The organism is Arsenicicoccus sp. UBA7492 (assembly GCF_002479615.1).
GTDB classification, from domain to species: Bacteria; Actinomycetota; Actinomycetes; order Actinomycetales; family Dermatophilaceae; genus Arsenicicoccus; species Arsenicicoccus bolidensis.
The window spans coordinates 190,327-204,236 of record NZ_DLOE01000028.1; the positions used below are offsets into that span (position 1 = coordinate 190,327).

The window sequence follows — 13,910 nt, forward strand, 5'->3', positions numbered from 1 at the left end:
CCGCAGGCTTGGCCGCCTCATGCCGTGTCCCCCTCGCGCAGCAGGCTCGACCAGCTGCGCGCCGGCGGCCGCAGCGCGAGCAGCCCGGTCAGCCACAGCGCGGCCGCCAGCGCACCGGCCGCTGCGACGACCTGGCCCCAGGGCACGACGGGAGTGGTGCCGGCCCCCTCGACGGACCAGGCGGGGATGACGACGACGGCGGCGAGCAGCCCGACCGCGGTGCCCGTCAGGACCGCGACGAGCACCTGGGCGAGCTCGCTCCCCCACACGGATCGGCGCAGCAGCGCGGCAGGCACCCCGAGCGCGTGGAGGACCGCCCGGTCGCGCTGGCGGGCCCGGGCCGCCGCCGCCGTCCCCGCGAGACCCGCGACGACCGCGAGCGCTGCGCTGGCCGTCAGCAGCAGGGCGAGCACACCCCGCAGGGCAGCGGGGGCTACGTCGGAGCGGAGTCGGGCGAGCGTCTCGGCCTGCGTGGCGACGGTGAGGACCCCGCCCTGCCCGGCCTGCGGCGCGGATGCCGGGTCGGGGACGCGCGTCCCCCACACCTGCCCGGGCTCGAGGGGTGGGAGCAGGAGGTCGGCCCCGGAGCTCCCCCTGGCACCCGTGGTCTGCAGCGTCCGCAGGTCCACCAGAGCAGCGCGCTGCGCATCGCCTTGGCCAGGGACCCGGTCGACCACCCGAGTCACGCGCAACCGGACCGTGCGACCGGCGACCGGCAGCTCGACGGTCTGCCCCGGCCGGGCCTCGAGGGCCTCTGCGAGTCCGCGCGAGAGGACGGCGGGGACCGGGTCGACGCGCGGCTTCGCCACCACCGCCTCGGCGCTCAGGCCTCGGCTGCCCTCGGTCGTGGTGGTCAGCGGGACCGGAGCGGGCAGCAGGGAGGTGCGCGACCCGTCCGGCCGGCGGACGGTGAGGGAACGGAGGGTCATGTCGGCAGGGGGATAGAGCATGGTGGCGGAGACGAGCTCGAGCGGCTCGGGGACAGCGCGCCCCACACCGGTGCCGAGGGTGCCGCGATAGCTGACCTGGGTGCTCGGCGTCCCGGCAGTGAGCGCGAGGGCGTGGCGGTAGCCCTCGCCGTCGTCGAGCAACAGCTGCAGCTCGGGCAGGCCGGACCTGTCCTCGAGCGACTCCAGGGTGCCGACGACCGTGGCCTCGAGGGTGAGCGCGCCCGCGGGAGAGGGCGCGCCCGCGGACAAGGGCGCGGTGGGCTGGACCGACGGTGCCGCCGACGTGGTGGCCGATGGTGCAGACGTGGTCGTGGCCGAGGATGTCGACGGGATCGCAGGAACGGGGGGCGGGGCAGGGGCGGCTCGCAGGCCGTGGAGGGTCGACTGCCAGGTGTCGTGCTGGGCGCGCGCGCCGGCGGGGTCGGGCACCAAGGTGGGGTCGGCGATCACGGCGTCGCTCAGGTCGACGCCGAGCAGCGTCGCCTCGGCACCGCCGACTCCCGTGACCTGCTCGGACCACACCGAGGTCGTCGTCCCGCCCAGGCCGCGGGCGACCTCGGCCGCGTGGCCCGCGTCGGGCGCCAACGTGACCACGACGGGCGCCGGGACCTCTCGCACCGCCCGGTCCTGGATCAGCTGGTCGTTGCTGGCCAGCTGGGTGACGGTGAGGGCTGCCACCGCGGCCGTCACCACGGCGAGAAGGCGGGTGCCGAGGCTCTCGGGCGAGGGATGACGGGTGCCCCACGCGGCCCAGGCGGCAGCCAGGCCACGAGATCGCCCGGCCGCGCGCGCGACGAGTCGGCCGAGCACGGGGGCGAGGCGCATCGCCACGAGCGCGAGCCCGAGGACCACCAGCGCGGGCGCGACCACGGACAGCGCATCGGCGCGCTGCTCGTCCCCGGCTCCCCGCAGGCGCCACCAGGCCAGGGCCGCCAGCAGCAGCAGGACGGCGTCGATCATGCGTGAGGTGCGACCGTGACCCCCGACCGAGCCGGCCAGCGCCGTCAGGGTGACGACCAGCATCGCCGCGATCGTGGCCCCGAGGGCGACGACCCAGGTCATGACGGTGGGCTCGACCCGGTCGGCCCCCGGCAGGACGCGCGCCAGCACAGGGGCCAGCAGCGCGGCCAGGACACCGGCGGGCAGCACGGCGGCGGCCGCCAGCCCGGCCAGCACCCCGACCTGCCCGGGCGACGCGCCACGAGTGCGCAGGAGCCGGTCGCCCCGCTCGTTGACCGCCCCGAGCAGCAGGCCCGTCAGCCCCAGCCCCACCAGGGCGACGAGCACGAGCAGGGCCGTCGGTCCGGCGATGGCGGCACGCGTGCGGACACCGTCGGCGACGGCCCGCTCGAGGGTCGCCGGCAGTCCGGTCCGCACCGCGAAACCGTCGAGCAGGGGCGCCTGCTCGAGCGCGGCCACGGCGTGACGCACGGGCGGCTCCAGCCCCGACGCGTCCGCAGGAGGCACGATCCGCCAGGTGGCCGTCGCTCCTGCGCCGAGCGCGGGCACCGTGTCGCCCGAGACCAGCAGCGGCCCCACGGTGCGGAAGTCGCCCTCGCTGATCCCCGCCCCACGGCGCGCGTCGTCGGCCCACCCTGGGGTGTCGGTGGCTCGAGTCCGGTAGGTGCCGCTGATCCGCAGGCGGGGTGGGTCCGCCTGCGTGGCCACCAGCCGGCTGAGGGCGAGGGTCTGCCCCACGCGCCACCCCAGACGCTCGGCCGCAACCTGCGGGACCGCGACGTCGCCGTCCGAGGTGGGCCAGGCCCCGCTCACCAGCGTGCTGCTCGCGACGGCGCCCGGGGCGTGCCCCAGCTCCACCCGCAGGTTGGCGGCGGCGCCCGCCACGGCGTAGCCGGACGAGGTGACCCACCGGGACACCTGGGCGCCCGGGATGCGTGAGGCGGCGGACCGCACCACGGCGTCGGTCTCGGCCAGCCCTCGGGACACGGTGCCGCTCACGACGACCGAGCGGTCGTCCAGCGGCGCCTGCCGCAGGGCCGAGGTGCGCGCGGCCCGGTCCGCGGAGTCCGCGTGGACCTGCGCCGTCGCGGCGGCCAGGCACGCGACGAAGGTGCACAGCGCAACGGCGAGCACGGCGGCAGGGCGATGGCGGACACGGCGCAGCGCAAGCCCCACCAGCACCCCGAGCGACCGCATGACGTCCTCCCCGAACCCGACGCACCGTCGCGTCGGTCCCTGCATCATGCCAGCCCCTGCCGACACACCCTCGCGCCCGCCGTGTGGCCCGGCCCTGGTCTTCAGCGCCGCCGACGGGTCGCTGCGCTGCCTGGTCCTGGAGGTGCGCGACGGACTCGTCCGCACCGTCCAGCTCCACGGCAACCCGGCCAAGCTCGGTGCCCTCGACCGGCCGGCCTGAGCGGGCACGGCGCACGAGGGACGCAGGCCGACACGATTTCGCAACGCGCCCGCAACATGAGCGTGGAAGCCTCACGCCATGGACAGGGCACGATCCAGCGGGCAGGCCCAGACCCGGCAGTCCCCCCAGACGACGCAAACGACGCAGACGTCGCAGCCGCGGACCCGGCCGATCCGCAGGCTCGGGGTCGAGGAGGAGTTCCACGTCGTCGACCTGACCACGCGCCGGCTCGCCGCCAAGGCCCCCGAGCTGCTCGAGGCGCTGGCCGACCGCACGGAGTACGTCGCCGAGCTCCAGCAGTGCGTCGTCGAGGTCAACTCGGCGGTCGTCACCGACCTGGACGAGCTGCGCGACGAGCTGCTCCGCTGCCGGGAGGGCCTGGTGCAGGCGGCGACGCCGCTGGGGCTGGGGATCGTGGCGGCCGGCTCCCTGCCGCTGTTGGTGCCCGACGAGATCGACGTCACCGAGACCCCGCGCTACCGGCGCATGCTGGCGGACTACCAGCTCCTCACGCGCGAGCAGCTGATCTGCGGCTCGCAGGTGCACGTCGACGTGGCCGACCTCGACGAGGCCTGCCTGGTCGCCGAGCACGTGGCCCCCGACCTGCCCCCGCTGCTGGCGCTGTCCGCGTCCTCCCCCTACTGGTCGGACGGGGACGACACGGGCTATGCCAGCGTGCGGAGCCTGGTGTGGAGCCGCTGGCCCACGACGGGCCTGTCGAGCGGGGCCCGCTCCGCCGCCGAGTTCGACCGGCTGGTGGCCAACCTCGTCGACACGGGCGTGATCAGCGACCCGGGGATGATCTACTTCGACGTCCGGCCGGCCGCGCGCATCAGCACGATCGAGCTGCGGATCTGCGACAGCTGCCCCTCCACCGACACCATCGTGCTGGTCGCCGGCCTGTTCCGGGCCATGGTGGACCGGGCCGTCGAGACGATCGCCGCGGGCGTCCCCCCGCTCGACCTGGCCCCCGTCGTCGGCCGCGCCGCGTCCTGGCGGGCGGCGCGCTCGGGGCTCGAGGGCGACCTCGTCGACCTGCGCTCGGGCCGCACCGCCCCGGCCCCCGAGATCATCCGAGACCTCGTCGCCTCGCTGGAGCCGTGGCTGCGCGCCAACGGCGACTGGGAGCTCGTCGACGGGCTGACCACCGCCGCCCTGCTGCGCGGCAGCTCCGCCGCCCGCCAGCGCCGGGCACGCCGCCGCCGGGGCCGGCTCACGGACGTCGTCGACCAGCTCATCGCCGAGACCGCCCGTGGCGTCGCGGCCCCGGTCGACGGCACCGAGGACCTGCTCGAGTCCTACCGGCCCCGCGAGGGGGCGGCCCCCGCGGCCTACGACGAGGCCGTCGACGAGTCCGGTGCACCGCGCCCGCCGTATGCCGACGTGGTCGCCGCCTTCCAGCGGCTGGGGACCCGGGGGCTGCGCCAGCGCGACTACGCGATCGTCGACCTGCAGCGCGCCGACGGCCTGACCTTCCGCCTGCGCGACCAGCCGCAGCCCCAGGTCTTCCCCGTCGACCTGATCCCCCGGATCGTGTCCGCGTCCGACTGGGAGCACATCAGCGCCGGCGGCGAGCAGCGGGCGCGGGCGCTCGACGCCTTCCTGCGCGACTGCTACGGCGAGGGCGCGATCTTCGCCGACGGCGTGATGCCCCGCGAGCTGCTGGACCGGGCGCCGGGCTACCGCTCCAGCGGGCGCCTCGGCGGGCCGGGCGTCCGCAACCACGTCAGCGGCCTGGACCTGGTCAGCGACGGACCCGGACGCTGGCGGGTGCTCGAGGACAACCTGCGCGTGCCCTCCGGGGTCGGCTACGCCATCGCGGCGCGCGCCCTGATGCGCCGGTTCGTGCCCGAGGTGTTCCCCCGCGGCATACGGCCCGTCCGTCCCGTCCCCGAGCTGCTGCGCGACACGCTGTCCGCCGCCGCGCAGGGGGGCGCCGCCGAGCCCGGCGAGATCGCCATCCTCTCCTCGGGCCCCACCGACTCCGCGTGGCCCGAGCACACCGGGCTGGCCGAGGCCATGGGCGTCGACGTGCTCACCCCGAGCCAGGTGTGGTTCGAGGACGGGCGACTCATGCGGCAGCGTGCCGGACGACCGGCCCAGGTGCGCGTGGCCTACCTGCGGATGGACGAGGACCTGCTGCTGTCGGCGGGAGGCCGCGACGGCCAGCCCCTGCGCGCCGGGGTCATCGAGGCGCTGCACCGGGGCACCCTGACGCTGGCCAACGCCCTCGGCAACGGGGTGGGCGACGACAAGGCCGTCTACACCTTCGTGCCGCACATGGTCCGCTACTACCTGGGCGAGGAGCCGATCCTGGACCAGGTCCCCTCCTGGCTGTGCGCCGACGCGGACTCCCGCGAGCACGTCCTGGACCACCTGGGCGAGCTCGTCACCAAGCCGATCGACGGGCACGGCGGGCTCGGGGTGCTCATCGGGCCGGACGCCACGTCCGCCCAGGTCGCCGAGCGGCGGCGCGAGATCCTCGCCAACCCCGAGCGCTACATCGGGCAGGAGCTGGTCGACCTGTCCACGCACCCGACCTTCGATGGCAACGCCCTGCGGCCGCGGCACGTGGACCTGCGGGTGTTCGTGCACCTGCGACGGCGCAGCGGCACCCGCGAGACGGAGGCGATCACGATGCCGGCCGCGCTGAGCCGGTCCGGGGCCGAGGGCAGCAAGATCGTCAACTCCTCGGCGGGTGGCGGCAGCAAGGACACGTGGATCATGACGGACGGGGAGGAGCGCTGATGTGCGGCATCTGCGGTGAGGTCAGGTTCGGCGAGCGATGTGCTCGGCCCGCGGACGTCGCGGCGGTCGAGACGATGACCGAGGCGATGGTCGCGCGCGGTCCCGACAACGGCGGGGTCTGGGCCCAGGGGCGGGTCGCCCTGGGGCACCGGCGCCTGTCGATCATCGACCTGTCGCCCCGCGGCTCCCAGCCGATGGTCGACGCCGAGCTCGGCCTGTCGATGGTGTTCAACGGCTGCATCTACAACTACCAGGAGCTGCGCGCCGAGCTCGAGGGTCACGGCTACCACTTCTTCTCGCACGCCGACAGCGAGGTGATCATCAAGGCCTACCACCGCTGGGGGCCGGACTGCGTCGAGCACCTGACCGGCATGTTCGCCTTCGCGATCACCGACGTCGACACCGGCGTGCTCACCCTGGCCCGGGACCGGCTCGGGATCAAGCCGCTCTACCTCTCGCGCCGCGGCGACCGGCTGCGCTTCGCCTCGTCGCTGCGCGCGATCGTCGACGCCGGCGACGTGGACGTGTCGCTGGACCGGGTCGCGCTGCACCACTACCTGTCCTTCCACTCCGTCGTGCCCGCGCCCCGCACGATGTTCGCCGGCATCCAGAAGCTCCCGCCGGCCACCGTCCGGACCTACCAGCCCGACGGCCGCTACACGGACCGCGTCTACTGGGAGCCGTCGTTCACCCGCCGCGAGGACCGCGCCGACTGGGACGCCCGCGACTGGGGCGACGCGCTGCTGGACTCCCTGCGCACCGCCGTCGAGCGACGCATGGTCGCCGACGTGCCCGTGGGCGTGCTGCTGTCCGGCGGCTTCGACTCCAGCCTGGTCGTGGCGCTGCTCGCCGAGCAGGGGCAGCAGGACCTGCAGACCTTCAGCATCGGCTTCGACTCGGCCGGGGGCGAGTCCGGCGACGAGTACTCCTACTCCGACCTGATCGCCGCCCGCTACGGCACCGACCACCACAAGATCCACGTCGACACCAGCCGTCTGCTGCCGGCCGTCCCCGGCACCCTCGCGGCGATGAGCGAGCCGATGGTCAGCCACGACTGCATCGCGTTCTACCTGCTCTCCCAAGAGGTCTCGCGGCACGTCAAGGTCGTGCAGTCGGGCCAGGGCGCGGACGAGGTGCTCGGTGGCTACGACTGGTACCCCCCGCTCCTGGACGTCCCCCGCGACCGGACGACCGAGGCCTACCGCCGGGTCTTCTTCGACCGCAGCCACGACGCCGTGGGTGCCCTGCTGCACCCGGACTACCGCCTCGACCACGACCCGAGCTGGGCCTTCGCCGCCGCCCACCAGGCCGATCCCGGCGCGGACACCTCCGTCGACGCCGCCCTGCGCCTGGACACGCAGGTCATGCTGGTCGACGACCCGGTCAAGCGGGTGGACACGATGACGATGGCCTGGGGCCTGGAGGGCCGGGTGCCCTTCCTCGACCACGACTTCGTCGAGCTGGCCGGCTCCTGCCCGCCCGAGCTCAAGCTCGCCGGGGGCGGCAAAGGGGTCCTCAAGGACGCCGCCCGGTCGATCCTGCCGGTCGAGGTCATCGACCGCACCAAGGGCTACTTCCCCGTCCCCGGCATCCGCCACCTCGAGGGCGAGGTGCTCGAGCTGGTCCGCGACACCCTCGGCTCGTCGGCGGCGCTCGACCGCCACGTCTTCGACGCCGACGTGCTCGACCGGCTGCTCGCCGATCCCAACACGACCCGCACGACCCTCGGCTCCAACGAGCTGTGGCAGCTCGTGACCCTGGAGCTGTGGCTCCAGACCTTCTGACGGTGATGGAGCTCTCCGGCCGCCCCACCCACGGGGCGTCCGTCGCCCCCGACGGCCGTGCCCTGGCGCACGTCGTCGACGTCGACGGCTATCCCCGAGCGGTGCAGCGCTTCCTCGAGGGGGCGCGCGCCGGCACCTGGCGGCCCGTCCGGCTGCCGGTCGACGGACCGGTCACCCGCGTGCGGCACTCTCCCGACGGTCTGTGGCTGGCCTGCCAGGTCGCGCCGTATGGCGGGGACCGCTCCCAGGTGTGGGTCGTCACGACCGACCCCGGCGACCCGCAGGCGTGGCGCGCCGACGACGATCGCGACGGGTCGGCGGAGCTCGTCGGCTGGGACGGCACGCGGATCCAGGTCACCGCCGAGCTGGAGGACGGCTCCGGCGAGTCTCGGCTGGTCGACCCGCAGACGCTCGGCGTCGAGGTCGTCGACCGGCGGGCCGAGGGCCGGTTCGTCGACTCGTGGGGCGGCGCGTCGTTGGTGCGGGTGGGCGGGCGCGGCGACCGGTCGCTGCGCCTGCTGTGGGGCGGCGAGGACACCGCGCTGCTGCGCCCGGACCCCGGCTCGGTCACGGACGCCGCCGCGATCCTCGACGACCACCGTCCCCGGCGCCTGCCGTCACGATCGGGCTGGTCGGAGCGGCTGCCCCCGCACACCTCGTGCCCGTCGGAGAGCCGCGAGGGCTACCTGCGCGTCGTGGTCCGCACCGACGTCGGGGGCGACCGGCAGCGGCTGGCGCTGCTCACGGTGACCGGCCGCGGCGTCTCGGAGCGGGTCCTGATGGCTCGTCCGGACGCCGACGTCGAGGAGTTCTGCGTCAGCGAGGACGGCACCCGGGCCGCGGTCCTGTGGAACGTCGACGGCGGCCGCAGCGAGCTCGCCCTCGTCGAGCTGGTCGACGGCACCGTCCACGAGGCCATCCCCCTGCCCGGCTGGGTCGCCACCGAGCCGAGCCTCAGCGCCGACGGCTCGATCCTGGCCCTGACGGTCGAGAGCCCCGACCGGGACCGGTGCGTCGAGATCCTCGACCTGCGCACCCGCAGCTGGGTCTCGCAGGCGTGGGTCGACGTCGAGGGCGCCACCCGCGACCCGCAGGCCGTCCTGCCGGAGCTGCTTCGCACCACGACGCGTGACGGCACGGAGGTGTCGTCCTGGTGGCACCCGGCGCAGGACCGCCCGGTCGACGGGGGCGGGCCGGTCGTCATACACCTGCACGGCGGGCCCGAGGGCCAGGAGCGGCCCGGCTGGTCGCACCTGTATCCCGTGCTCCTGCGGGCCGGCATCTCGGTCTGCGCCCCCAACGTCCGCGGGTCGGGAGGCTTCGGGCGGGCCTACTCCCACGCCGACGACGTCGGTCTGCGCTGGCGGGGCGTCGACGACGTCGAGGACGTCGTGGCGGACCTCGTCGCGCGCGGCCTCGCCGACCCGGACCGGGTGGCGTGCGTGGGCTGGTCGTATGGCGGCTACCTGACCCTCTCGTGCCTGGCGGCTCGACCCGGGCTCTTCGCAGCCGGGGCGAGCATCGCGGGGATGAGCGACCTCGGCACGTTCTACGCCACCACCGAGCCGTGGATCGCGCGGGCCGCCCTGCCGAAGTACGGCCACCCCGTCCACGACGCCGAGCTGCTGCGGACCATCTCGCCGCTGCGGCTGGCCGACCGGTTCGACGCGCCCGTGCTGCTGGTGCACGGCGCCCACGACACCAACGTCCCGCCGAGCGAGTCGCAGCAGCTCGCCGAGGCAGTGCAGGCGGCGGGCGGGACCGCGCGCTGCGAGATCGTGCCCGACGAGGGCCACGAGATCGTCCAGCCCGCCCGGCGTCGCGCGGCGGCGGAGCTGGTCCGGGACTGGACGCTGGCGGCCTTCGCCGCGGCGGTCAGCCCTGCCGGTGCGCCGTCACGAACGGGCAGGCGAACGGGTCCCGGTCACCCAGCCCCACCCGGTTGAGGTGCCGCACGACGATGCCATAGGACTCGAGCAGCCCGGCCTCGGTGTAGGGGACGCCGTGCTCGGCGCAGTGGGCGCGGACGAACGGCTGCGCCCGGCGCAGGTTGCCGCTCGGCATGCTCGGGAACAGGTGGTGCTCGACCTGCAGGTTGAGGCCGCCCATGAGCCAGTCCACCGGCCGGCCGCCGCGGATGTTGCGCGAGGTCAGGACCTGGCGGGAGAGGAAGTCGATCCTGGCGTCCCGCGGGACCAGCGGCATCCCCTTGTGGTTGGGGGCGAAGGTCGCGCCCATGTAGACGCCGAAGACGGCAAGCTGCACGGCGAGGACGGCTGCACCCAGGCCCGGCCCGAGCAGGGTGAGGACCAGGCCCGGGAGCACGGCCAGCCGGATCGTCAGGAGCACGGCCTCGGTGCCGCGGTGGCTGAGCTCGCGGTCCTGGACGACGGTGCGGACCGCGTCGGCGTGCAGGCTGAGGCCCTCGAGGGTGAGCAGGGGAAAGAACAGCCACCCCTGGCGAGCGGTGAGCCAGCCGCTCAGGCCCCTGCGCCGGGCGACGTCGTCGGGGGTGAAGAGCAGGACGCCGGGCCGGATGTCCTCGTCCGCCCCGACCTTGTTGGGGTTGGCGTGGTGGCGGGAGTGCTTGCGCCTCCACCAGCCGTGACTCAGGCCCACGACCAGGGTGGCGACCAGGCGCGCGGCCCCCTCGTTGGCGGCGCCCGTGACGAAGATCTGCCGAGGGCAGTGGCGAGGCGGGGGCAGCAGCTGCTGCGGCGCCGGCCGCGGCAGCGGTCTGGTGCTCCCGGCGCCGGGCCAAGAACCCTGACCGGATGCCGGCCCACGCGCCGCTCCCGCCCAGCCCGGGGTTGCCCCGGCCGACCCCAGCGCGCTCCAGGCGGTACTCCACCTCGGTGTTGATCGATGTACTCGTGTCCGTAGACGCTCATGACGGTGCCCTTCTCGGGTGGTGTCGCCCATCCTTCCGACACCTCCACACTGGGCTCCTGAGGTAGGCCCCCATATCGGACGGATGCCCTATCCCCACCTCCGACCCCCTCAGATCCGACCACCGGGCGCTACAGCAGGACCTGCAGCGCGGTCCGGACGGCCGGTCGGGCCTTGGGGAAGCTCTCCGCCATCGACAGCAACGTCGCTGGGCTGCTGCACTCACGCGCCAGCCATCGTCTGAGGGCCGCGTGAGCGAGGTCGGCACCCCAGTCGTGGCGCAACCGGAAGACGTCGAGGATCGTGCGCTCCGGCGAGTACAGCCCGATGCACCCGCCCCCGGGCAGCGGATGCTGGGTCCGGCCGACCTCGAAGGTGGCCGGGTCGAAGCGGTGCCAGCGCACCGGCGAGATCGTGATCCTGGGGGGCTGGCTGCCCCGCGGCAGGGCGATGTCGCTCCTCATGGGGATCTCGTCCGTCAGGTCGTGGATGGACAGGGCGGACAGCAGACAGATGGTGGCCTGCGGCTTCTTCGCGGTCGCGGCGATCAGAGCGGCGGTCGTGTCATCCGTCAGCCCTGTCCGGATGAAGGCGCCTGGCGCAACGCGTTCAAACTCCGCCTGGGCCACGAGCTGCTCCAGGCCATGCCGGCTGAGCCTGGACGTGCGCAGAGACACTCCAATGACAAAGGTCCCGGGAACTTAGCGTTCCCGGGACCTTGTGGTCGGCCTTGTCCACCTCTGTTTCACTAATTCGCTAACAGGGGTAAGGACGGCGGATCTGCGCCAGATCCGGGCGCGTCGCGACGCCAGGAACGAGGCCACTCGGAACGCGCCGCAGCCTCGCCGCAAGTGGAGCCGCTTGAGCGATGAGGCGAGAGCCATAGTCATTGCCCGGCTGGCATGTCACCATCAGACGATGAGCGAAGACCCCTGGTACGCCGAGCGCCGGGCGCGCTGGCGACCTGAGCACGTTCGCCTGCTTCTCATCGCCGAGAGCGCGCCAGACGACGGAGGCGACCTCACCAACCGTCGCTTCTTCTACGACGAGACGCTGACCTCGAAGGACAGTCTCTTCCGCGAAGTTGTCCGCGCCTTGTACGACGATCCATCACTCACCAGCGGCCCGAACGCGAAGACGCCCTGGCTGACGCAGCTCAAGGCGGACGGCGTCTTCCTCATCGACCTGGCGGCCGAACCGGTGAACTATCACGGGGCAGGGGAACGAGCGGCTGCGCTCCGCCGAAACATCCAGGCGACCGTCGACGAGGCTGAGTCGTTGAAGCCGGACGGCATCGTTTTGGTGAAGCGCAATGTCTTCGAGCTGCTGAACGCACCCATGCGCGACGCCGGCCTTCCGGTGCTTCACGATGACTTCGTCCCGTTCCCGGGGAGCGGCCAGCAGCGCCGCTTCCGCGAGCGGTTCGCGCAGGCGATCAGCTCGTTGGGATGGCTTCGGGCGACGTGAAGAAGGCGGCACCGACCGGAGAGCGCCGAAGCACTCGATCCAGTCGATGCCGCCATATGGTCGGACTGCGGTGAGGCGCGACGGCGACGGGTCACAGGCCTGATCGCGGCCGTCCATCTACGATCGGCACAACTTCGATGCGCTCGGCACCCGGCCAGCGCTCCTGAAGCACCACAGCCCACGCCAGCGCGTCGAAGAAGCTCGCGAAGCGCGCGGACGACATAAGCACGCTCGGATCTCCGGACGCCAGAGGCAAGACGATCTGCGCCAGCTTGCTCAGAGGGTCCGCATCGCGAGCGAGCCCCTGATCGAGCCTGACCGTGAGGCCGTGCTCGATGGGCTCCGTCATCAGCCGCAGCACCGCCTCCGGAACATCCGTACTCTCGCCATCGGCGTTAGGCCAGCCGACGATCACGGCGTCGCCCACGAGCAGTGACTCGCGTGCGGCAGGCACCGAAGACGGTGAACGCCCCGGGACCACCGCCGTGCAGACGGCTGAGCTGCGGGAAGCGAAGAAGCGGATCAAGACCCGTGAACAAGAAGTCGAGGTCCTGCGGCGGGCCGCGGCCTACTTCTCCCAGGCTCATCTGCCGGGAAAATGAGCTACCCGCTCGTCCGCGACCTTGCCGCCGATGGGATCCCCAGGACGGTGACGTGCCGGGTGCTCAAGATCGCCCGCCAGCCCTACTACCGCTGGCTCAAGAACCCGATCACGACCGCCGAACTCGACGAGGCCTACGGCGCCAACGCCCTGTTCGACGCCCACCGCGACGACCCCGAGTTCAGCTACCGGTTCCTCGTTGACGAGGCCCGCGACGCCGGCGAGCCGATGACGTCACGCACCGCGTGGAAGATCTGCTCCAGCAACGGCTGGGGGTCAGTGTTCGGGAAGGGCAAGAGCGGCACCAAGAAGCCCGGACCACCGGTCCACGACGACCTCTGCGCCATCACCGAGGAGAAGGGCCGCACCCGGCACGAATTCAGCGCCGACGGGCCGAACCGGCTCTGGATCGGGGACATCACGGAGCGAGCAATGATCAGAACCTGTGGATGGTCCTCGGCGGGGTGAACGCGATGGAGCGCACCTTCCCGAGGAAGATCTCGTAGTCACAGAACTCTGATCTGGACCGGCGTTGGCGCGCTGGTTCGGGAAGGTGCGCTCATGCTCAAGGTAGTCCACGACGTCGAGGTGTCCAACGAGTCGGCCGGTGGGTCGCTGCTTGATGAGATCGTCCGGGACGGCGCTCGGCAGATGCTTGCCGTCGCGTTGCAGGCCGAGGTCGCCGCCTACATCGACGCGTTCGTCGACGAGCTCGACGAGGCGGGTCGGCGGCTGGTGGTCCGAAACGGCCATCACGAGCCTCGAGAGGTCACCACGGCGGCGGGCGCGGTCCCGGTGCGTGCACCGCGGGTCAACGACAAGCGGGTCGACCCGAGCACCGGGCAACGGCAACGGTTCTCCTCGGCGATCTTGCCGGCCTGGGCGAGGAAGTCGCCGAAGGTGGCTGAGGTGTTGCCGCTGCTGTACCTGCATGGCTTGTCCAGCGGCGACTTCGGCCCCGCGCTGACCCAGTTCCTCGGCTCCGGTGCGGGCCTGTCCGCGGCCACGATCACCCGCCTGACGAAGGACTGGCAAGACGAGGCAGTCGCGTTCCACAAGCGGTCCCTTTCCGAGACCGACTACGTGTACGTGTG

Annotated in this window: 11 protein-coding genes; 7 read left to right on the plus strand and 4 right to left on the minus strand. The window is 73.3% G+C overall.

Annotation, left to right across the window (positions count from 1 at the left end; translation table 11 throughout):
- Positions 1-17: 17 nt before the first annotated feature.
- A complete protein-coding gene (locus B4E97_RS08680) occupies positions 18-3,155 on the minus strand; it encodes a hypothetical protein (protein WP_156911133.1) in 3,138 nt (1,045 codons plus the stop codon).
- On the opposite strand from B4E97_RS08680, the gene B4E97_RS08685 reads away from it, so the two are divergent.
- The 4 genes from B4E97_RS08685 to B4E97_RS08700 all read left to right on the plus strand — a co-directional run bounded on the left by B4E97_RS08685 (position 3,154) and on the right by B4E97_RS08700 (position 9,805).
- Positions 3,154-3,327 (plus strand): hypothetical protein, encoded by a 174-nt coding sequence (locus tag B4E97_RS08685; RefSeq protein WP_156911132.1) that lies wholly within the window; start codon positions 3,154-3,156, stop codon positions 3,325-3,327. The genes B4E97_RS08680 and B4E97_RS08685 overlap by 2 nt on opposite strands.
- A gap of 78 nt (positions 3,328-3,405) precedes the next feature.
- A complete protein-coding gene (locus B4E97_RS08690) occupies positions 3,406-6,075 on the plus strand; it encodes a carboxylate--amine ligase/circularly permuted type 2 ATP-grasp protein (RefSeq protein WP_286959534.1) in 2,670 nt (889 codons plus the stop codon).
- Complete coding sequence (locus B4E97_RS08695) at positions 6,075-7,859, plus strand: N-acetylglutaminylglutamine amidotransferase (RefSeq protein ID WP_286959536.1); 1,785 nt, start codon at positions 6,075-6,077, stop codon at positions 7,857-7,859. Before B4E97_RS08690 ends, B4E97_RS08695 begins: the two co-directional genes overlap by 1 nt.
- Positions 7,841-9,805, plus strand: a complete 1,965-nt coding sequence (locus B4E97_RS08700) for an alpha/beta hydrolase family protein (RefSeq protein WP_286959538.1) — start codon at positions 7,841-7,843, stop codon at positions 9,803-9,805. The genes B4E97_RS08695 and B4E97_RS08700 overlap by 19 nt, the downstream gene beginning before the upstream one ends.
- On the opposite strand, the gene B4E97_RS08705 is transcribed toward B4E97_RS08700, so the two are convergent.
- Positions 9,735-10,781 (minus strand): fatty acid desaturase family protein, encoded by a 1,047-nt coding sequence (locus B4E97_RS08705; protein ID WP_286959539.1) that lies wholly within the window; start codon positions 10,779-10,781, stop codon positions 9,735-9,737. The genes B4E97_RS08700 and B4E97_RS08705 overlap by 71 nt on opposite strands.
- Before the next feature lie 98 nt (positions 10,782-10,879).
- Positions 10,880-11,377 carry a type IV toxin-antitoxin system AbiEi family antitoxin domain-containing protein gene (locus B4E97_RS08710; protein WP_286959540.1) on the minus strand — a complete coding sequence of 166 codons (498 nt, stop codon included), beginning with the start codon at positions 11,375-11,377 and terminating at the stop codon, positions 10,880-10,882.
- A gap of 289 nt (positions 11,378-11,666) precedes the next feature.
- Here B4E97_RS08710 and B4E97_RS08715 point away from each other — a divergent pair, with 289 nt between their 5' ends.
- Positions 11,667-12,215 carry a hypothetical protein gene (locus B4E97_RS08715; RefSeq protein ID WP_286959542.1) on the plus strand — a complete coding sequence of 183 codons (549 nt, stop codon included), beginning with the start codon at positions 11,667-11,669 and terminating at the stop codon, positions 12,213-12,215.
- A gap of 91 nt (positions 12,216-12,306) precedes the next feature.
- Here B4E97_RS08715 and B4E97_RS08720 read toward each other — a convergent pair whose 3' ends face one another.
- Positions 12,307-12,642 carry a hypothetical protein gene (locus B4E97_RS08720; RefSeq protein WP_286959543.1) on the minus strand — a complete coding sequence of 112 codons (336 nt, stop codon included), beginning with the start codon at positions 12,640-12,642 and terminating at the stop codon, positions 12,307-12,309.
- Positions 12,643-12,813: 171 nt separating this feature from the next.
- Between B4E97_RS08720 and B4E97_RS08725 the strand changes: the two genes are divergently transcribed.
- The gene (locus tag B4E97_RS08725) at positions 12,814-13,284 is read left to right on the plus strand and encodes a hypothetical protein (RefSeq protein WP_286959545.1); all 471 of its coding nucleotides are present in this window, start codon (positions 12,814-12,816) and stop codon (positions 13,282-13,284) included.
- Positions 13,285-13,377: 93 nt separating this feature from the next.
- Positions 13,378-13,910, plus strand: a 533-nt coding sequence (locus tag B4E97_RS08730; protein WP_286959547.1) for a transposase, incomplete at its 3' end; no start/stop codon positions are given.